At 72.4% G+C, this 18,915-nt stretch carries 18 protein-coding genes; 12 read left to right on the forward strand and 6 right to left on the reverse strand.

Annotated features, from left to right (window positions below):
* The first annotated feature begins 29 nt into the window (after window positions 1-29).
* The 4 genes from mmsA to OG488_RS11665 all read left to right on the forward strand — a co-directional run bounded on the left by mmsA (window position 30) and on the right by OG488_RS11665 (window position 5,015).
* Window positions 30-1,580, forward strand: coding sequence for a multiple monosaccharide ABC transporter ATP-binding protein (mmsA, locus tag OG488_RS11650; RefSeq protein ID WP_329228483.1), 1,551 nt, complete (start codon window positions 30-32; stop codon window positions 1,578-1,580).
* Window positions 1,577-2,821 carry a multiple monosaccharide ABC transporter permease gene (gene mmsB / locus OG488_RS11655; RefSeq protein ID WP_329228484.1) on the forward strand — a complete coding sequence of 415 codons (1,245 nt, stop codon included), beginning with the start codon at window positions 1,577-1,579 and terminating at the stop codon, window positions 2,819-2,821. Before mmsA ends, mmsB begins: the two co-directional genes overlap by 4 nt.
* A 28-nt stretch (window positions 2,822-2,849) precedes the next feature.
* Complete coding sequence (locus tag OG488_RS11660) at window positions 2,850-4,016, forward strand: aldose epimerase family protein (RefSeq protein WP_329228486.1); 1,167 nt, start codon at window positions 2,850-2,852, stop codon at window positions 4,014-4,016.
* A 255-nt stretch (window positions 4,017-4,271) separates the two neighbouring features.
* On the forward strand, window positions 4,272-5,015 hold the full coding sequence (locus OG488_RS11665) for a dienelactone hydrolase family protein (RefSeq protein ID WP_329228487.1): 744 nt from the start codon (window positions 4,272-4,274) through the stop codon (window positions 5,013-5,015).
* 65 nt (window positions 5,016-5,080) lie between these two features.
* Here OG488_RS11665 and arfA read toward each other — a convergent pair whose 3' ends face one another.
* Both arfA and OG488_RS11675 read right to left on the reverse strand, forming a co-directional pair.
* Complete coding sequence (arfA, locus tag OG488_RS11670; protein ID WP_329228489.1) at window positions 5,081-6,598, reverse strand: arabinosylfuranosidase ArfA; 1,518 nt, start codon at window positions 6,596-6,598, stop codon at window positions 5,081-5,083.
* Between the two features lie 192 nt (window positions 6,599-6,790).
* Window positions 6,791-7,219, reverse strand: a complete 429-nt coding sequence (locus tag OG488_RS11675; protein WP_329228491.1) for an organic hydroperoxide resistance protein — start codon at window positions 7,217-7,219, stop codon at window positions 6,791-6,793.
* Window positions 7,220-7,347: 128 nt separating this feature from the next.
* On the opposite strand from OG488_RS11675, the gene OG488_RS11680 reads away from it, so the two are divergent.
* Complete coding sequence (locus tag OG488_RS11680) at window positions 7,348-7,818, forward strand: MSMEG_6728 family protein (RefSeq protein WP_329228493.1); 471 nt, start codon at window positions 7,348-7,350, stop codon at window positions 7,816-7,818.
* Window positions 7,819-7,925: 107 nt separating this feature from the next.
* On the opposite strand, the gene OG488_RS11685 is transcribed toward OG488_RS11680, so the two are convergent.
* Entirely contained in the window at window positions 7,926-8,945 is a 1,020-nt protein-coding gene (locus tag OG488_RS11685) for an NADP-dependent oxidoreductase (protein ID WP_329228495.1), read from the reverse strand.
* Window positions 8,946-9,059: 114 nt separating this feature from the next.
* Here OG488_RS11685 and OG488_RS11690 point away from each other — a divergent pair, with 114 nt between their 5' ends.
* On the forward strand, window positions 9,060-9,494 hold the full coding sequence (locus OG488_RS11690) for a MarR family winged helix-turn-helix transcriptional regulator (RefSeq protein ID WP_329228497.1): 435 nt from the start codon (window positions 9,060-9,062) through the stop codon (window positions 9,492-9,494).
* A 12-nt stretch (window positions 9,495-9,506) separates the two neighbouring features.
* On the opposite strand, the gene OG488_RS11695 is transcribed toward OG488_RS11690, so the two are convergent.
* The gene (locus OG488_RS11695; RefSeq protein ID WP_329228500.1) at window positions 9,507-10,202 is read right to left on the reverse strand and encodes an SCO2400 family protein; all 696 of its coding nucleotides are present in this window, start codon (window positions 10,200-10,202) and stop codon (window positions 9,507-9,509) included.
* A 122-nt stretch (window positions 10,203-10,324) separates the two neighbouring features.
* Between OG488_RS11695 and OG488_RS11700 the strand changes: the two genes are divergently transcribed.
* From OG488_RS11700 to OG488_RS11710, 3 genes are all read left to right on the forward strand, one after another.
* The gene (locus OG488_RS11700; protein WP_329228502.1) at window positions 10,325-10,897 is read left to right on the forward strand and encodes a hypothetical protein; all 573 of its coding nucleotides are present in this window, start codon (window positions 10,325-10,327) and stop codon (window positions 10,895-10,897) included.
* 298 nt (window positions 10,898-11,195) lie between these two features.
* Window positions 11,196-12,233, forward strand: coding sequence for a rod shape-determining protein (locus tag OG488_RS11705; RefSeq protein ID WP_329228504.1), 1,038 nt, complete (start codon window positions 11,196-11,198; stop codon window positions 12,231-12,233).
* Window positions 12,234-12,250: 17 nt separating this feature from the next.
* A complete protein-coding gene (locus tag OG488_RS11710) occupies window positions 12,251-13,756 on the forward strand; it encodes a GAF domain-containing sensor histidine kinase (RefSeq protein ID WP_329228506.1) in 1,506 nt (501 codons plus the stop codon).
* Here OG488_RS11710 and OG488_RS11715 read toward each other — a convergent pair.
* A complete protein-coding gene (locus OG488_RS11715) occupies window positions 13,734-14,165 on the reverse strand; it encodes an Lrp/AsnC family transcriptional regulator (RefSeq protein ID WP_329228508.1) in 432 nt (143 codons plus the stop codon). The two genes, OG488_RS11710 and OG488_RS11715, sit on opposite strands and share 23 nt — an antisense overlap.
* Window positions 14,166-14,326: 161 nt before the next feature.
* On the opposite strand from OG488_RS11715, the gene OG488_RS11720 reads away from it, so the two are divergent.
* From OG488_RS11720 to OG488_RS11730, 3 genes are read left to right on the forward strand one after another with little or no spacing between them, the layout of a single operon-like run.
* Window positions 14,327-15,538: an MFS transporter gene (locus tag OG488_RS11720; protein ID WP_329228510.1), complete on the forward strand. Its 1,212-nt coding sequence runs from the start codon at window positions 14,327-14,329 to the stop codon at window positions 15,536-15,538.
* A 55-nt stretch (window positions 15,539-15,593) separates the two neighbouring features.
* Window positions 15,594-17,057: an acyl-CoA synthetase gene (locus OG488_RS11725; RefSeq protein ID WP_329228512.1), complete on the forward strand. Its 1,464-nt coding sequence runs from the start codon at window positions 15,594-15,596 to the stop codon at window positions 17,055-17,057.
* 16 nt (window positions 17,058-17,073) lie between these two features.
* The gene (locus OG488_RS11730) at window positions 17,074-18,411 is read left to right on the forward strand and encodes a carboxyl transferase domain-containing protein (RefSeq protein WP_443074276.1); all 1,338 of its coding nucleotides are present in this window, start codon (window positions 17,074-17,076) and stop codon (window positions 18,409-18,411) included.
* A gap of 63 nt (window positions 18,412-18,474) precedes the next feature.
* Here OG488_RS11730 and OG488_RS11735 read toward each other — a convergent pair whose 3' ends face one another.
* Window positions 18,475-18,780, reverse strand: a complete 306-nt coding sequence (locus tag OG488_RS11735) for a beta-Ig-H3/fasciclin (RefSeq protein WP_329228516.1) — start codon at window positions 18,778-18,780, stop codon at window positions 18,475-18,477.
* Between the last annotated feature and the right edge of the window lie 135 nt (window positions 18,781-18,915).

Here is an 18,915-nt window from a genome sequence, read left to right on the forward strand (position 1 = left end):
GGCCCCCTCAAGGATTGGAAGGCAAGACCATGGCGGGACCCGTCCTGGAAATGCGCTCGATCGTCAAGACCTTTCCCGGTGTGAAAGCGCTGTCGGACGTCACACTGACCGTCCGTCAGGGCGAGGTCCACGCCATCTGCGGAGAGAACGGCGCAGGCAAGTCGACCCTGATGAAGGTGCTCTCCGGCGTCCATCCGCACGGCAGCTACGAAGGGGACGTCCTCTTCGAGGGCGAGACCTGCCGGTTCAAGGACATCCGGGCGAGCGAGCAGCACGGCATCGTGATCATCCACCAGGAGCTGGCGCTGGTGCCGTACCTCTCCATCGCGGAGAACATCTTCCTCGGCAACGAGCACGCCAAGCGCGGGCTGATCAACTGGAACGACACCCTCAGGCACGCGGGTGAACTGCTGCGCCGGGTCGGTCTCGACGAGCACCCGGAGACCCGGGTCGCCGACATCGGCGTGGGCAAGCAGCAGCTCGTGGAGATAGCCAAGGCGCTGTCGAAGAAGGTGAAGCTGCTCATCCTCGACGAGCCGACGGCCGCGCTCAACGACGAGGACAGCGGCAAACTCCTCGACCTGATCCTCTCGTTGAAGGACCAGGGCATGACCTCGATCATCATCTCGCACAAGCTGAACGAGATCCGCCGGGTCGCCGACTCGGTCACGATCATCCGCGACGGGCGCTCCATCGAGACGCTCGACGTGAAGGCCGCGGAGACGACCGAGGACCGGATCATCAGCGGGATGGTCGGCCGCGACCTGGAGAACCGCTTCCCCGAGCGGACCCCGCACCACCCGGAGGAGGGCACCGCGCCTGCCCTGGAGATCCGCAACTGGACCGTGCACCACCCGCTCGACCAGCAGCGCAAGGTCGTCGACGACGTCTCGATCGAGGTGCGGCGCGGCGAGATCGTCGGCATCGCCGGACTCATGGGCGCCGGCCGCACCGAGCTGGCGATGAGCGTCTTCGGCCGCTCCTACGGCCGCTACGCGGGCGGCACCGTCCTCAGGGACGGCGCCGAGATCCGTACGAAGTCCGTCCCCGAGGCGGTCGGGCACGGCATCGCGTACGCCACCGAGGACCGCAAGCACTACGGCCTCAACCTCATCGACACCATCAACCGGAACATCTCGCTGACCGCCCTGGGCAAGGTCTCCAAGCGGGGTGTGGTCGACGAGCACGGGGAGCGGCAGGTCGCCGAGGGCTTCCGGAAGTCCATGAACATCAAGGCGCCGACCGTCTTCGAGCCGGTGGGCAAGCTGTCCGGCGGCAACCAGCAGAAGGTCGTCCTCAGCAAGTGGATCTTCGCGGGTCCCGAGGTGCTGATCCTGGACGAGCCCACGCGCGGCATCGACGTGGGTGCCAAGTACGAGATCTACACGGTCATCGACCGACTGGCGGCCCAGGGCAAGGCGGTCGTCTTCATTTCCTCGGAACTGCCGGAACTGCTCGGCATGTGCGACCGCATCTACACGATGGCCGCCGGCCGGCTGACGGGGGAGTTCTCCCGGGCCGAGGCCTCGCAGGAAGCGCTGATGCGTCAGATGACGAAGGACAAAGAGGTATCCCGATGAGCACGGACGTGACCGCGAAGACCCCGGCCCCCGCGTCGCCCGGCAAAGGCGGCCCGGCCTCCGGTGAGGGCCTGCTCCAGCTGATGCTGGGCGGCATGCGCCGCAACATGCGCCAGTACGGCATGCTGATGGCCCTCGGCCTGATCGTGGTGCTGTTCGCGGTGTGGACGGACGGCGACCTGCTGCTGCCGCGCAACGTCTCCAACCTGGTGCTGCAGAACAGCTACATCCTGATCCTCGCGATCGGCATGATGCTCGTCATCATCGCGGGTCACATCGACCTCTCGGTCGGCTCGCTGACCGCATTCATCGGCGCGATGGCCGCCGTGCTGATGGTCGAGCACGATCTCCCCTGGCCGCTCGCCGTGGTGCTGTGCCTGGCCATCGGCGCCGTGGCGGGCTCGGTACAGGGCTTCTTCATCGCCTACCTCGGCATACCGTCGTTCATCGTGACCCTCGCGGGCATGCTGCTCTTCCGCGGTCTGACGGAGATCTTCCTGAAGGGCCAGACCCTCGGCCCCTTCCCGAAGGACCTGCAGAAGATAGCCAACGGCTTCCTGCCCGAGGTCGGGCCCACCACCAACTACCACAACCTCACCCTGCTCCTGGGCTTCGCCCTGATCGCCTTCGTGGTGATCCAGGAGATGCGCGACCGCAAGCGGCAGCAGGAGTTCGCCCTCGACGTGCTGCCGGCCAAGCTGTTCCTGCTGAAGCTGGTGGCGCTGGTCTCGGCCGTCCTCGTCGTCACCCTGCTGCTCGCCAGCTACAAGGGCGCCCCGGTCGTGCTGCTCATCCTCGGCGTGCTCGTCGTCGGGTTCGGCTACCTGATGCGCAACGCGATCGTCGGCCGTCACATCTACGCCATCGGCGGCAACCTGCCCGCGGCCAAGCTGTCGGGTGTGAAGGACAAGAAGGTCACCTTCCTGGTCTTCCTGAACATGGGCATGCTCGCGGCGCTGGCGGGCCTGGTCTTCGCGGCCCGCTTCAACGCGGCCTCTCCCAAGGCGGGCCTCAACTTCGAGCTGGAGGCCATCGCCGCCTCGTTCATCGGCGGCGCGTCGATGAGCGGCGGCGTCGGCACGGTCCTCGGCGCGATCATCGGTGGCCTGGTCCTGGGTGTGCTGAACAACGGTATGAACCTCGTCGGCATCGGCACCGACTGGCAGCAGGTCATCAAGGGTGCGGTGCTGCTGGCCGCCGTCGGCTTCGACGTCTGGAACAAGCGCAAGGTCGGTTCGTAACACCCCTTCTCACGACAGGAGTTGTTTGATGACCTTCACCACCGGAACCAGCAGACGCACCGTCCTGACGGCCACGGCCGCCGCCGGGCTGGCCGTGGCGGCGGGCGCCCCGGCCGCGCACGCCGCGGCCTCGGGCGGCACGCCGTCCAGGGAGCTCTTCGGCACCCTGGCCGACGGGACGAAGGTGCACCGCTGGACTCTCGCCAACGGCGGGACCCGGCTGAAGGTCCTCTCCTGGGGAGGCGTCGTCCAGTCCCTGGAGACCCCCGACCGCAGGGGGCGGACGACGAACGTCTCGCTCGGCTTCGACAACCTGCCGGAGTACGTGGCGAAGTCCCCGTACTTCGGCGGGCTGATAGGCCGGTACGGCAACCGCATCGCAGAGGGGCGCTTCACCCTCGACGGTGTCACGCACCAGCTGCCCGTCAACGACGGCCCGAACAGCCTCCACGGCGGCGACCAGGGCTTCGACAAGCGCGTCTGGCGGGTGGAGCCGTTCACCGGGCACGGGGACGTCGGGCTGGTCCTGACCCGGACCAGCCCGGACGGCGAGGCCGGCTATCCGGGAACGCTCGCCGTCCGCGTCGTCTACACCCTCACCTCCCGGGGCGAGTGGCGCGTCGACTACACGGCGACCACGGACCGGGCCACCGTCCTCAACCTCACCAGCCACACCTACTTCAACCTGGCGGGCGAGGGCAGCGGCAGCGTCGACGGCCACCTGCTGGAGCTGGCGGCGGCGCGCTACACGCCGGTCGGCGCCACGCTCATCCCGACGGGCGAGCTGGCCCCGGTGGCCCGTACGCCGTTCGACTTCCGGCGCGCCCGGGCCCTCGGGGAGGCCGTACGCACCCCGCACGAGCAGATCGGGTTCGGGCAGGGCATCGACCACAACTACGTGCTGGACAAGGGGGCCACGGCCCGTCCGGAGTACGCGCTGACCGTGTCGGACCCCGGCTCCGGCCGGGTGATGAAGATGTACACGACGGAGCCCGGCATGCAGGTCTACACGGGGAACTTCCTCGACGGCACCCTGACCGGCACCTCGGGACGGGTCTACCGCCAGGGCGACGCGTTCTGCCTGGAGTCCCAGCACTTCCCGGACTCCCCCAACCAGCCGTCGTTCCCCTCGACGGTGCTGCGCCCGGGCGCCACCTACCGCTCGACGACGGTGCACGCCTTCTCGGCGCGCTGATCGGCGGACCACGGAAGGCGCCCACCCCCGGGCCGGGGGTGGGCGCCTTCCGCCGGTTCACGGCGTCCGACCGGGGCGGGCCGATATCTCCTCGTACCGGTCGCGACGGCCTGCTAGCCTGCCGGAGGCCGTGCGAGAGACACAGGAGGTGGTACCCGTGAACGCAGTATCGACATGGGTGCTCCCCCGCGGGGTCATGGTCGGGCGATAGGTCGTCCGGGAGCGCCGTTCCGAGCCCTCCCGAAAGGCACGACCATGCGTTTCACCTCCGAACACCGCATCGACGGCGACGTCCTCGAACGCCGGTTCACCCTCGGCGACATCCCCGGCATCCTGTGGACCCCCGCGTCCGCCCCCACGTCGGCGCCGGCGCCGCTGATCCTGCTCGGCCACCCTCCGCTCGGACTGCACAGGATGTACCCCCGGCTCGCGGAGCGGGCCCGGCACGCCGTCGCGGACGGCTTCGCCGCGGCCACCGTCGAACTCCCCGGGAGCGGTGACCGGCCCCGATGGCCCGCCGTCGACCAGGCGCGCGCGGACCTGCGCCGGGCCATGGAGGCCGGCGAGCCCGTCGGTGACGACATCATCGACGCCCTCGTCCTCCCGCTGGTCGACAGGGCGGTCCCGGAATGGCGGGCCGCGCTGGACGCCCTGCTGGACCTGCACGGGATCGGCGGGCCGGTCGGGTACTCGGGAGGAGTGATCTCCATCGGCACCCGGCTCGCGGCGGTCGAGCCGCGCGTCTCGGCCGCCGTCCTGTTCGCCGGGAGTCTCGTCCCCCGCGTCATCTTCGAGGAGGCCCGCCAGGTCACCGTCCCGCTGCACGTCCTGCTGCAGTGGGACGACGAGGGCAACGACCGGCAGGCGGCGCTCGACCTGTTCGACGCCTTCGGCTCCGCGGAGAAGACGCTGCACGCCAATATGGGCGGGCACACCGGTGTCCCGCAGCACGCCGGGGACGCCGCCGCCCGCTTCCTCACCCGGCACCTCCGCCCCTGAGGAACTACGCGTGAAGGGGCCGGGCCCGGGCCCGGCCCCTTCACACAGGTGTCCGTACGTCCGGCCTACACCAGCCGGATCATGTTCCAGGAGAGCGGAGCCAGTACGGCCTTCAGCGTGCCGTCGGCGAGCTCCGTGCCCTCGGCGGCGTGCGGGACGACCCGCTCGGGCTCGGCGAGGGTGTTGCGCGCCTCCGGGTCGGCGTCCGCGACGACCAGGTGCTCGGCCACCCGGCCCAGGTCCAGCCCCGCCAGGGCGACTTCGAGCGGCAGCCCGGCGTCCTGGCTCCGGTTCACGGCGAAGACCGTGACGGCCCCCGTCTCCGGGTCCCGTACGGCGGTGGCGTGCAGCAGGTCCGTCTCGCCGTACTTCGCCGTCCGGTGGGTGGGCGAGTCCACCCGTACGTCCAGGACCTGGCCCCGGCCGTACCGCGCGGCCTGCGCGAAGGGGAAGAACGTGGTCTGCCGCCAGGCGGGCCCCCCGGGCTCGGTCATGATCGGCGCGATGACGTTGACCAGCTGGGCGAGGCAGGCGACGGTCACCCGGTCGGCGTGGCGCAGCAGGGCGATGAGCAGGCTGCCGAAGACGACGGCGTCGGTGACGGTGTAGTTGTCCTCCAGCAGCCGGGGCGCCTCGGGCCAGTCGAGCGGGTTCTCCTCCGTCTCCTGCTGGAAGCGCTTCTGGTACCAGACGTTCCACTCGTCGAAGGAGAGGTTGATCCTCTTCGTGGACTTGAGGCGGGCCCCCACGTGGTCGCAGGTAGCGACGACGCTCTCGATGAAGGACTCCATGTCGACGGCCGAGGCGAGGAAGGAGTCGCGGTCGCCGTCGGTCTCCTCGTAGTAGGCGTGCAGCGAGACGTAGTCGACGAGGTCGTAGGTCTCGGCGAGGACCGTCGCCTCCCAGGCGGCGAAGGTCGGCATGGCGCGGCTGGAGGACCCGCAGGCGACGAGCTGGACGGAGGGGTCGATCTGGCGCATCGCGCGGGCCGTCTCGGCCGCGAGCCGCCCGTACTCCTCGGCGGTCTTGTGGCCGGTCTGCCAGGGGCCGTCCATCTCGTTGCCCAGGCACCACAGCGTGATCCCGAAGGGGTCCTTGTCGCCGTGGCCGACGCGGAGGTCGGAGAGCGCGGTGCCGGACGGGTGGTTGGCGTACTCCTGGAGTTGGATGGCCTCCTGGACTCCACGGGTGCCGAGGTTGACCGCGAGCATGGGTTCGGCCTGCGGGCCGACCTTCCGGAGGAAGTCGATGTACTCGGAGAGGCCGAAGCGGTTCGTCTCGGTGGACCGCCAGGCGAGGTCGAGCCGGCGGGGGCGCTCGTCGGCGGGGCCGACGCTGTCCTCCCAGCGGTAGCCCGAGACGAAGTTGCCGCCGGGGTAGCGGACGGCGGTGACGCCGAGTTCACGGACGAGTTCCAGGACGTCGGTGCGCAGTCCGGCCTCGTCGGCCGACGGGTGACCGGGCTCGAATATGCCGTCGTAGACACAGCGGCCGAGGTGCTCGACGAAGGAGCCGAAGAGCCGGGGGTCGACGTCGCCGACGGTGAAGGCCGGGTCGAGGGTGAAGCGCGCGGTGCGGGTCATGGCTTCCTTACTCGTTCGATATGTCGAATGCTGCTCGTAACCTCGAACGGGACCGTAGAGTTCAACCTCCGCGCCCGTCAATGCCCCTGCGCGCGCTTTCGCGGATACGGGCGGATGAAGGCGGACCCGCACGACCGAGGGCCGCACCCCGTGACGGGATGCGGCCCTCGGACGTACGTGATCAGGCTCGGGTCAGCCGACGGACAGCTCGACCTTGATGTTGCCCCGGGTGGCGTTCGAGTACGGGCACACCTGGTGCGCCTTCTCGACGAGCGCCTGGGCGGTGGCCTTGTCGACGTTCGGGATGGAGGCGCTGATCGCGACCTCCAGGCCGAAGCCGCCCGCCTCGGTCTTGCCGATGGAGACCGAGGCGGTCACCGTCGAACCGGAGATGTCGGCCTTCTCCTGGCGCGCGACCACGCCGAGGGCGCCCTGGAAGCAGGCGCTGTAGCCCGCCGCGAAGAGCTGCTCGGGGTTGGTGCCCGCGCCGCTGCCGCCCATCGCCTTCGGCGGGTTGACGACGACGTCGAGGTTGCCGTCGTCGGAGGAGACGCGGCCGTCACGGCCGTTCTCGGCGGTGGCGACGGCGGTGTAGGCGACGTCGATGTTCTGGATGGTCATGCGGGTGACTCCTCCTGCTGATGCGCCGCGACTCGCGCCCACGACCGCGACGGCCTGCGCCGAGCCTAGCGGGTGGCCCTCCGGGCACTCCGATCGCCCGCCGTCCGGATGCCCTGTAGGCATGAGCCATGCAGACCTTCCTGCCGTACGCCGACTTCCGGCGGAGCGCCCTCGCCCTGGATCCGCGACGGCTGGGCAAGCAGCGGGTCGAGGCGATCCAGGTCCTGCGGGGGCTCACCGTCCCCGGCCACGGCTGGCGCCACCATCCCGCGGTCCGCATGTGGACCGGCTACCAGGAGGCCCTCGTCCGGTACGGCCTGGACGTCTGCGCCGTGTGGTCCGCCGAGGGCAGGGCGGACACCTGCGCGGCGACCCTCCGCCAGGACCTCGCCGCCTCACTCGGCCGCACCACGGTCCGTACGGCCGCCGGGCTCGCGGCGGAGGGCGAACTGCCGCCGTGGCTGGGCGACGAGGCGTTCCACCGGAGCCACCGCTCCGCACTGGTGCGCAAGGACCCGGACCACTACCGCCCGCTGTTCCCGGACACCCCGCCCGACGAGCCGTACGTCTGGCCGTCCTCGGACCGGGACGGGCGGTAGCGCCCGGACAGCCCCGCGCCCGCCGCCGGCCGTGAAGGCCGTCGGCGGGCGCGGGCGTCCGCCGGGCCCGGGTCCGGGCCGGGTCCGGAGCCGGGTGGGGGTGGGGGTCAGGCGTCCAGCGAGACGATCATCTTGCCGGTGTTCTCGCCGCGCAGCAGGCCGACGAACGCGTCGTAGGCGTTCTCGATGCCCTGGACCTTCGTCTCGTTGTACTTGAGCTCGCCCGAGGCGAGCCAGCCGGCCACGTCCTGGACGAACTGCGGCTGGAGCGCGGCGTGGTCGCCGACCAGGATGCCCTGAAGGCGCAGCCGCTTGCCGATGACGAGGGCGAGGTTGCGCGGGCCCGGGGTGGGCTCCGTGGCGTTGTACTGGGCGATCATTCCGCAGATGGTGGCGCGGCCGTGGACGTTGAGCGAGGAGATCGCGGCCTCCAGGTGCTCACCGCCGACGTTGTCGAAGTAGACGTCGATGCCGTCGGGGGCGGCCTCGGCGAGCTGCTCCCGGACGGGGCCGTTCTTGTAGTTGAAGGCCGCGTCGAAGCCGTACTCCTCGACGAGGAGCTTGACCTTCTCGTCGGAGCCCGCCGAGCCGATGACCCGGGAGGCGCCCTTGATCTTCGCCATCTGGCCGACCTGACTGCCGACCGCACCGGCGGCGCCGGAGACGAAGACGGCGTCACCCTCCTTGAAGGAGGCGACCTCGAACAGGCCGGCGTAGGCGGTGAGCCCGGGCATGCCGAGCACACCGAGGTAGCTGGAGAGCGGGGCGATCGAGCCGTCGACCTTGACCGCGTGCTTGGCGGGGACGTCGGCGTACTCGCGCCAGCCGAGGCCGTGCAGGACGTGGTCGCCGACGGCGAAGCCCTCGGCGTTCGACGCGACGACCTCGCCGACCGCGCCGCCGTCCATGGGGTGGTCGAGCTTGAAGGGCGGGGTGTACGACTTCACGTCGTTCATCCGGCCACGCATGTAGGGGTCGACCGAGAAGTGGAGGTTGCGGACGAGGACGCGGCCCTCACCGGGTGCGGTCACCGGCGCCTCGCGCAGCGCGAAGTCCGTGGCCTCGGGCCAGCCGTGCGGGCGGGCGACGAGGTGCCATTCGCGGCTGGACGTGGGAAGTGCGGACATGGGCTCGGGTCTCCTCGATGTCGTGCCGGGGGGCGAAGCGAAAAGCTTCAGGACGTGAAACAACCATGCGTCCAGATATTTCACCTTGTCAAGTAATTCGGTACCCTGGGTGTCATGGCCACTCCGCGCACGGACCCGCTCACCCTCGACGTCATCCAGCTCATCGGCGGCGTCGTGGCGCGCTACCACGAGGAGTACGACCGGGCCGCGGCCACGCACGCGCTGACCGGCGCGCAGGCCAGGGTGCTCGGGCTGCTCTCACTGGAGCCGATGCCCATGCGCAAGGTCGCCCGGAAGCTGAAGTGCGAACCGTCCAACATCACCGGCATAGTCGACCGACTGGAACTCCGCGGCCTCGTGGAGCGCCGCCCGGACCCGGCCGACCGGCGGGTGAAGCTCGCCGCCCCGACCGAGGAGGGCATCCGGACGGCCCGGCAGCTGCGGGACGCGCTGGACTTCGCCCGGGAGCCGCTCGCCGAGCTGTCGGAGGCGGAGCGGACGGTCCTGCGCGACCTCCTGCGCCGGATGCTCGGCGAGGACGACGCCTGACTCCCCTGCCGCTCAGGGGCAGAAGATCCACCAGATGCACGTCTCCGTCGGCGACGGGGTGGGCGCGGGGCTGTCGGAGGGTTCCGGCGGCGTCGGGGCCCCGGTGGGCTCTCCGGAGCCCGAGGGCTCGGCCGGCCCCTCCGTTCCGCCCGGGTCCGCGGGCGCGGTTGTGGCCGGCGGGGCATCCGCCGGGGTGGAGGAGGGCGGCGGGGGCGCCGCGGGCGCCGTCGTGCGGGCCGGGCCGTCCGTCGCGGTCCCGGAGTGCGCGTCGGTGACCGGCACGACGGTGGGGGCCTCCACCGGCCCGGGGTCGTCGGGCTCACTGCTCGACGAGGCGGACGGCAGGGGCTCGGTGGCGCCTGAGCTCGCCTCGCTCACGTACTCCGCCTCACCGCTGTCACCGCCGGGCTCCATCGCCAGCTCGGCCAGGCTGAGCGCCCCCAGCGCCAGCACCACGCCGGCCGCCGTCAGCAGCAGCGCGCGGCCCCTCCGCCTGTGCGTACGGCGGCCACGCCTCCTGGCAGCCTCCCGGGAGCGACGGCGGTGACCGGAGGTCCCGGAGGCGTCCCGGGCCTCCCGGGCGGGCTCCGCGTCACGGGCGGAGAGGTCCGTGACGGCATAGGGGGCCAGCGCGTCGGCGGGGGTCCCGCAACCGGCGCAGGCCAGCGCGCCGTTGAGGTGCCGTTGGCACGGGTGGCAGTAATCCATGGCGCCCGCAGACTAGATGCGCGAGGAAGGGCACAGGAAGGCGCGCAGGTGAGGATCCTGTGTGGAATCAGGGACTCCGGGTGCGCCGCACGAGCCCCGCTCTACGCGGCAGGATGACCTCCATGACCGCTCCCGCCCCGTTCGGGCCGCTTCAGTTCCAGCTCGTCCTGCTGCGCCGGATGGCCGACCACCAGCCGGACCTCGTCGAGGACGCCCGGCACGAACTGAGCGCCTCCCTCGCCGACATGAGGGAGGCGAACCGGCGCTGGCAGGCCATGCTGCGCGCCCCGCGGGGCCGGGGCGCGCTGCGCCGCTACCGCTCGGTCCTGGGCGACCCCGAGTCGTCCGTACGCCGCACGGTCGGCGACCTGGAGTGCGACGCGCTGCTCTGGCGGCTGCCGCTCTGGCCGGACCTGCGGTTCGAGGTGATGGCGGGCCCCGGCGGAGCCGTGTGGAATGAATGGCTGGTCCGCGCCCCTGGCGCGGCGGGCCCCGAACTGCGTACGGCCGCCGACCTGAGCCCGTGGTCCTGCACCGTGGACGAGGTGGCCAGGGCCTTCGCCCCGGCCCGGCCCATGGAGGGCAGCGCACCGACCCGCTGGGCCCTTGCCTTCACCGACCCGGAGGGCGGGCGACCCCGCGTCGCCGAGTTCACCTGGGGGCTTTTCCAGCGGCTGCTCCCCGACGGCGCCTGAGTGGGGGCATTTCCAGCGGCTGCTCGCCGACGGCGACGGGGGCTGTTCCAGCGGCTGCTCGCCGACGGCGCCTGAGACCTGACGCGCCGTCTCCGGCGGCTGCTCCCCGAGGGCGCCCGACGCCTGACGCGCCGTCTCCGGCGGCTGCTCCCCGAGGGCGCCCGAGACCTGTCGCGCCGTCAGCTCCGGGTCCCCCCTACGGCTCACCCAGCGCGCGCCCCTCCCCGGCCGGCGTGACGATGCCAGGAGAGCCGGCTGCCGCCGGTACCCCCCGTCAGCGCTCTCGGGAGACCCTGCCGTGACCGTCAGTCTCGAACAGTTGCGCCGTTGCCATGTCGCCGTCGATCTCGGGGCCGCGAGGACCCGTGTGTACATCAAGGGAGTGGGGCTCGTCGTCGACGAGCCCAGTGTCGCCGCCGTGAACACGCGCACCGGCTCGCTCATCGCCGTCGGCGCGCTCGCCGAACAGATGACCGGCCGCACACCCGCGTACATCCGGGTGGCCCGCCCGGTCTCCGGCGGAACCGTCGTCGACATCGACATGGCGCAGCGCATGCTGCGCCATCTGCTCGGCGAGAAGCTCCGCCGCCAGCTGCGCCGCAAGCCCCGGCTGCGCGCCGCCGCCTGTGTCCCGCACGACGCCGATCCGCTGGCCCAGCGGGCGGCCGTCGAGACCCTCGTGGGGCTGGGAGCGCGGCGGGTGGAGCTGGTCGACACCCTCATCGCCGCGGCCATCGGCTGCGGGCTGCCGGTCGAACAGCCGACCGCCACCATGATCATGGTCTGCGGGGCGGCGACCACCCAGATCGCGGTGCTCTCGCTCGGCTCGATCGTGACCGCCGTGCGCATCCCGATCGGCGGCGAGGCCATCGACCACGCGGTCATCCAGCACCTGCGCCAGCACCACGAGCTGATGCTGCCGAGCCAGTCCGTACGGCCTCTGCAGCTGGCGCTCCGGGGCAACGGCCTGACGCTCAACGGCCCCGCGGTGACGGAGATCCACGGCCGTGACGTGGCCACGGGCCTGGCCCGTTCGGTGCAGGTGGACACCGCGGCCGTGCGCCAGGCGATCCACACCCCGCTGACCGCGGTGCTCGACGGGCTCGGCAAGGTGCTGCGGGACTGCCCGCCGGACCTGGTGGCCGACATCGCGGACTCCGGGATCATGATGGTCGGCGGCAGCGCCCTGCTGCCGGGGCTCGACCAGATGCTGCGCGACGCGACGGGCGTGCCCGTGCACATCGCCGAGCGGCCCGACGTGTGCTCGGTGCTGGGGCTCGGCGCGATGCTGGACGGCACGGTCCAGCCGCTGGTCCTCGCCCCGCTCGCCGGCTGAGAGCCGCGGGCGCCCCGGTGGCCGGGACGGGTCTCGACCTGCGGACCACCCTCCAGCACATCGTGGACACCGCCACGGCGCTGGCCGGGGCGCGCTACGGCGCCCTGGCCCTCCTCCACGGGGAGGACCGCCATGTCACCGACCTCTTCACGACCGGCATGTCCGACGCCGAACGGCGCGCCGTCCGTCCGCTCCTGGACGGCCGTACGGGGGCGCTGGGCACGCTCGTCGACGACGCGCAGGCGGTGCGCGTCGACGATCTGGCGGCCGGCCCGCACCCGGACGGCGGGGTGGCCCCGCCCCTCGCGACGCGCTCCTTCCTGGGGGCGCCGGTCCGGGTGCACACCGAGGTGCTCGGCAGCCTCTGCCTCACCGCACAGGAGCCGGGGCGGTTCACGGACACGGAGCTGGCGCTGCTGCGGCTCCTCGCCTCCCAGGCCGCCGCGGCGATCGGCGGCGCCCATCTGTACGAGGCGGCGCGGCAGCGGGAGCACTGGATCGAGGGGGCCGCCGCCATCACCCGTGCGCTGCTGACCGGGGCGGGCACCACGGACGCCCTGACGACCGTCGCCGAGCGGGCGAGGGTGCTGGCCCGCGCGGCGGCGGGGGTGATCCTCCAGCCGACCCCGGACGGCGGCATGGAGATCGTCGCCGCCTCCACCCCCGACGATCCGGCCGGCCTCGTCGGCACCGCCATCGCGCCGGGCTCCCCCGTCCTCGTCCAGCTGCTCGGCGGTGAGGAGGTGCTCATCGAGGACTCCGCCACCGACGAGCGGATGACGACCCCGGTGCGGTCCCGGTTCGGCCCGAGCATGATGCTGCCCCTCCAGAGCGGGGGCAGGCTCATCGGCACGCTCGCCCTGCCCCGGCGGCGCGGCGAGGCCCCGTACACGGCGACGGACCGGCTGCTCGCGTCCCAGTTCGCCTCCCAGGCCGCGCTGGCCCTGGTGATGGCCGACGCGCAGCACTACCGGGAGCAGCTCGCGGTCTACGAGGACCGTGACCGGATCGCCCGTGACCTGCACGACCTCGTCGTCCAGCGGCTGTTCGCGACGGAGATGATGCTGGAGTCCACCCGGCGCAAGGACCTGGCCGGCGACACCGGGACCGCCGAGCTGCTCGCGAAGGCGGTGGACGAGCTGGACTCCACCATCCAGGAGGTCAGGACCGCGATCTTCGCGCTGCAGCAGCCGCCCGCCGAGGCGCCCACCACCTTCCGCGGCCGGGTCCTGCGCGAGACGGGGGGCGCGGCGGCGGTGCTCGGCTTCCAGCCGTCCGTGCAGTTCACCGGCGCCGTGGACTCCCTGGTGGCGCAGCCGGTGGACGGCGAGCTGCTCGACGTCCTGCGCGGGGCGCTGGCGGCGGCGCACCGGCGGGCGGGGGTGTCGGCCGTCGAGGTGGAGGTGGACGCGACGGCGCGGCTGCCCGACGGGAGTGCGGCGGTGCGGCTCGTGGTCGCGGACGACGGGCGCGCCGAGGACGGCAGCCGGTCGCCGACGGTCATCTGGAAGGCGCCGCTCTGAGCGCGATGCGGGTGTTGGAGTGCGCGACTCCGGCGTCCTTCTTCAGCCGGCGCAACAGCGTGTCCAGGGAACCGGGGTCCGCCGCCGTGGCGCGTACGAGGTAGTCGTGGCCGCCCGTCACGTGCACCACCTCGGTGATGCCGGGCAGGGTGAGCACCGAGCGTTCGAACTCCTCGTTCGTCGTGTCGAGGCGCAGTGACACGTCGATGAAGACGACGAGGCCCGAACGGGTGTCCGCGGCCGGGTCGACGATGACCGTGAAGCCGCGGATCACCCCGTCGCGGCGCATGCGGCGCACACGGTCACCCGCCGCGTTGGCGCTGAGCCCCACGCGTACGCCGAGATCGCGGTACGAGATCCGGGCGTCCTCCTGGAGAATGCCGAGGATCTCTCTGTCCAACCGGTCCATAACGGTGATTGTCGCAGCCGGGGGCGGGAAGCGGCGGTCGAGCGGCACCGCCGGAGGGTCTGCGGAGGCCCTCCGCCCATGGGGCGCCTGCCGTCCGACGGCCTTACCCGGATGGCCCAGCCCACCGTGCCCCGTACGGGCTCCCGCCCTTGACTTGCGATGTGGACACAACCGCCCAGCAGGCCCCCGCCCCGGACCGGAAGCAGTCCGCCGCCGCCTACCGGAACCTGATCATGGCGACGATCGGGTTCACGCTCACCTTCTGGGCGTGGAACCTGATCTCGCCGCTGTCGGGTGACTTCAAGGAGCGGCTCGGCCTGAGCTCCTTCCAGCAGTCGCTCCTGGTCGCGGTTCCCGTGCTGGTGGGCTCGCTCGGCCGTATCCCGGCGGGCGCCCTGACCGACAAGTTCGGCGCCCGGCTGATGTTCCCCGTCGTCTCGGCCCTGACGATCGTCCCGGTGCTGCTGCTCATCCCCGCGAAGGACTCCTACGGGGCGATGCTCGCCGTCGGCTTCCTGCTCGGCCTCGGCGGCACGACGTTCGCGATCGGCATCCCGCTGGTCAACTCGTGGTTCCCGCCGGCCGAGCGGGGCCTGGCGCTCGGTGTGTTCGGCATGGGCATGGGCGGCGTCGCGCTGTCCGGTTATTTCACGCCCCGCATCGCGAAGCACAGCGAGAACCTGCCGTTCTGGATCGTCGCCGGCGCGCTCCTGGTCTACTCGCTGCTCGCGGCGGTCCTGATCACCGACCACCCCGGACGCACCATCCCCACGGACTCCCTGGGCCACCGCCTGGGCCAGGCGGGCCGGCTCCGGGTGACCTGGGAGCTGTCCGCGCTCTACGCGATCGGGTTCGGCGGCATCGTCGCGTTCGGCGTGTACCTGCCGACGTATCTGAAGACCTGGTACGAGATGTCGCCCACCGAGGCGGGCACCAAGGCGGCCGGGTTCGCGCTGGTCACGGTCGTCTTCCGGCCGATCGGCGGCTGGCTGTCGGACCGGGCGCACCCCGCCCTGGTCACCGCCGCGGCCCTGCTGCTGGCGGCGCTGATGGCCATCGTCCAGGCCTTCGACCCGGGTCTGGATCCGGTCGGCACCATCGCGCTGCTCGCCATGGCGGCCGGGCTCGGCACCGCGAGCGGCAGCGTCTTCGCCCTGGTCTCGCAGGTGACCCCGCAGGCCAAGGTGGGCAGTGTGACCGGCATCGTCGGCGCGATGGGCGGGCTCGGCGGATTCGTGCCGCCGCTGGTCATGGGCGCCATCTACAGCGCGAAGGACTCGTACTCGATCGGCTTCATGCTGCTCTCCGACCTGGCGCTGGCGGGATCCGTGTACGCGTACGGCCGGATGCGGACCATCCGGCGCGACGGCTGACCCGGACCCGACGCGAGGCCCTCCCGGTCCGGACGCGAGGCCCTAGGCTTCACCGGTGACCTCTCTTCTGCCCGCGCTGAGCGGAGCGTCCGGCCGGACGGACTCCCCCGAGGCCGTCCGGTTCGGCGAACACGTCCTGACCTACGCACAGCTGGCCGACGCGTCCGCTTCGCTCGCCGCCCGCATCGCGGGCGCGGGCCGGGTCGCCGTCTGGGCCACGTCCACCCCGGAGACGGTGGTCGCCGTCGTGGCGGCCCTGCGCGCGGGGGTGCCCGCCGTGCCGCTCAACCCGAGGACCGGCGAGCGGGAGCTCGCGCACATCGTCGCCGACAGCGCGCCCTCGGTCGTGCTGGCCGGGAAGGGCGACGCACTGCCGTCCGCGCTGAGCGGCCTGGAGCGGCTCGACGTCGGCACGGCCACCGCCGCCCCCTCCCGGGAGGCCGTCCTCCCCGAGCCCTCGGCGGAGTCCCCCGCCCTGGTCGTCTACACGTCGGGCACGACGGGCCCGCCCAAGGGTGCCGTCCTGCCCCGCCGGGCGATCGCCGCATCGCTGGACGCGCTGGAGGACGCCTGGGGATGGACCGGTGAGGACGTCCTCGTCCACGCCCTGCCCCTGTTCCATGTGCACGGGCTGATCCTGGGCGTCCTCGGCCCGCTGCGCCGGGGCGGCTCCGTACGCCACCTCGGCCGGTTCTCGGCCGAGGGAGTGGCCCGGGAGCTGTTGTCGGGGGGAACGATGCTGTTCGGGGTGCCCACCATGTACCACCGGCTGGCCGGCGCCCTGGCCGCACCGGACGGGCCGGGGAACCTCACGAAGGCCCTGGCGGGCGCCCGCCTGCTGGTGTCCGGCTCGGCGGCCCTGCCGGTCCACGACCACGAGCGGATCGCGGCGGCCACCGGCCGCCGGGTCATCGAGCGGTACGGGATGACGGAGACCCTGATGAACACCGGCGTACGGGCCGACGGCGCGCCGCGTGCCGGGACGGTCGGCCCGCCCCTGGCGGGCGTGGAGCTCAGGCTCGTCGAGGAGGACGGCACCGTGCTCGCGGACACCGCGTCCATCGGAGAGATCCAGGTGCGCGGCCCGAACCTCTTCACCGGGTACCTGAACCGCCCGGACGCCACGGCCGCCGCCTTCACCGAGGACGGCTTCTTCCGTACGGGCGACATGGCCACGATCGACCCCGACGGCTACGTGCGGATCGTCGGGCGCAAGGCCACCGATCTCATCAAGAGCGGCGGCTACAAGATCGGCGCCGGCGAGATCGAGAACGCCCTGCTGGACCACCCCGGCGTGCGCGAGGCGGCCGTCACCGGCGAGCCGGACGCGGACCTCGGCGAGCGGATCGTCGCCTGGGTGGTGCCGGCCGACCCCGGATCACCGCCCGGCGAGGGAGAGTTGGCGGCCCATGTGGCGGACCTGCTGGCGCCGCACAAGCGCCCTCGCGTCGTCCGCTACCTCGACGCGCTGCCCCGCAACGAGCTGGGCAAGATCATGAAGAGGTCGCTCGGTGTCTGACGCCCGGTGCGACCGGGTGTCCGCGCGGCAGGCGGTCGACGCGGTCGCGGAGAGCTTCACGGAACACCGTTCCGCCGCGCGGCCGCTCCCGCCGGACGGGCCGCTCGGCTGGAGCGGCTACGGGGATTCCCGGGAGCGCGCCTCGGCCCGGACCGGCGAGGAGGAGTCCGTCCTCCACGGGACCGCCGTGGTCGGCGGCCGGGAGTGCGTCCTCGTCTCCTTCGAATTCGGCTTCCTGGGAGGCTCGTTGGGCGGGCGCACCGGGGACCGGCTGGAGGCCGCGTACGCGCTGGCGGGCGAGCGGGGGCTGCCGCTCGTCTCGCTCGTCGCCACCGGGGGCAGCCGGATGCAGGAGGGCATGATCGCGCTGATACAGCTTCAGCGGGTCGCCCGTGCGTCCGCGCTGCTCCGGGCCCGGGGGCTGCCGCAGATCGCCGTCCTGCGGGATCCCACCACCGGGGGCGGCTGGGCCACCGTGGGAGCGGGCGCCGACGTGGTGCTGGCCCTGCCGGGGGCGCAGATCGGGTTCGCGGGTTCCCGGGTGCGGCCGGCCGACGCCGATCCGTACGCGTACACCGCCGAGGGCCAGCTGGCGGCGGGTCAGGTCGACGCCGTCGTCCCACCGGACGAGCTGCCGGGGACCCTGGCCCGGTGGCTGACCGTGCTGGCGGTCACGGGCCCGGCGCGGGCGGCCCCGGTGCCCGCCGCCCTGTCGGCCGCGGGGCTCCCCGCGACCGGCTGGGACGCGGTGGAACAGGCCCGGTCGGCGGCGCGGCCCCGGGCCGCGGCCTATCTGGACGCGTACTTCGCGTACCGGCTGCCGCTGAGCGGCGACCGTTGCGGCGGCCGGGATCCGGGGCTGCTCTGCGGGGTGGGTCTGCACGACGGGCGGCCGGTGGCGTACGCCGCCCAGTGCGGCACCGCGACCCGCCCGGCGGGCTACCGCACGGCGGCCCGGGTGATCCGGCTCGCGGACCGGCTCGGCCTCCCCGTGCTGACCCTGATCGACACCCCTGGCGCGGCCAACGACGCGGAGGCGGAGCGGGCGGGCGCGGGCGCGGCCATCGCCGACGCCTTCGCTGCGGTCGCCTCGGCCCGGGTCCCCGTGACGACCCTCGTGATCGGCGAGGGCGGCTCCGGCGGCGCGCTGGCCCTGGCCGCGCCGGACAACACCCACGTCACCACGGACAGTTATTTCTCGGTGATCGCTCCGGAACTGGCGGCGGCGATCCTGAAGCGCGGTCCGGACGAGGTGCGGTCCACCGCCGACCAGCTCCGGCTGCGCCCGCAGGACCTGGTGGAGCTCGGGATCGCCCGTTCCGTGGTCGGCCCCGCACGGACGTCCGGCGGCTGACGGGCGCGGCACGGGCCCGTCAGGGTAATCCGACCAGCCGCACCGCCGGCTGAGGACACGGCGTCAGCAGTTGACCGTACGGTCGTAGTTCCCGAGGATCCCGTGGTAGACGTACAGCGCGTTGGTGCCCTTGGACATCACGTAGCACGAGCTGTCCGGGGCGAGCGAGACGACCACCTTCACCGAGCGGGTGCCCCCGCATCGGTTCGTGAGAAGCACGTCGAAGCCGTCGGTCGTCTGGGTGACCATACGGCCGATGCAGGTCGGGGCCGTCGTCGCGGCGGCAGCCGGCGTCACCGAGATAATCATGGAACCGCCGAGAGCGGCCGCGGTCACTGCGGCCTGTACCGCCTTCCGGGACATACGCATCAAGGACTCCTTGCAGAAAAGTGTCGTTCGCGGTACGAACGCTAGGCCGACCAGCGCATAATCCGCGCATAGAGTCCGCACAACTCGCCCTTCCGCGGCTCGTGTCGCGGAACTGGACCGTGCAGCAGGGGGTAT

The sequence above is a fragment of the Streptomyces sp. NBC_01460 genome (assembly GCF_036227405.1).
Classification (GTDB): Bacteria; Actinomycetota; Actinomycetes; order Streptomycetales; family Streptomycetaceae; genus Streptomyces.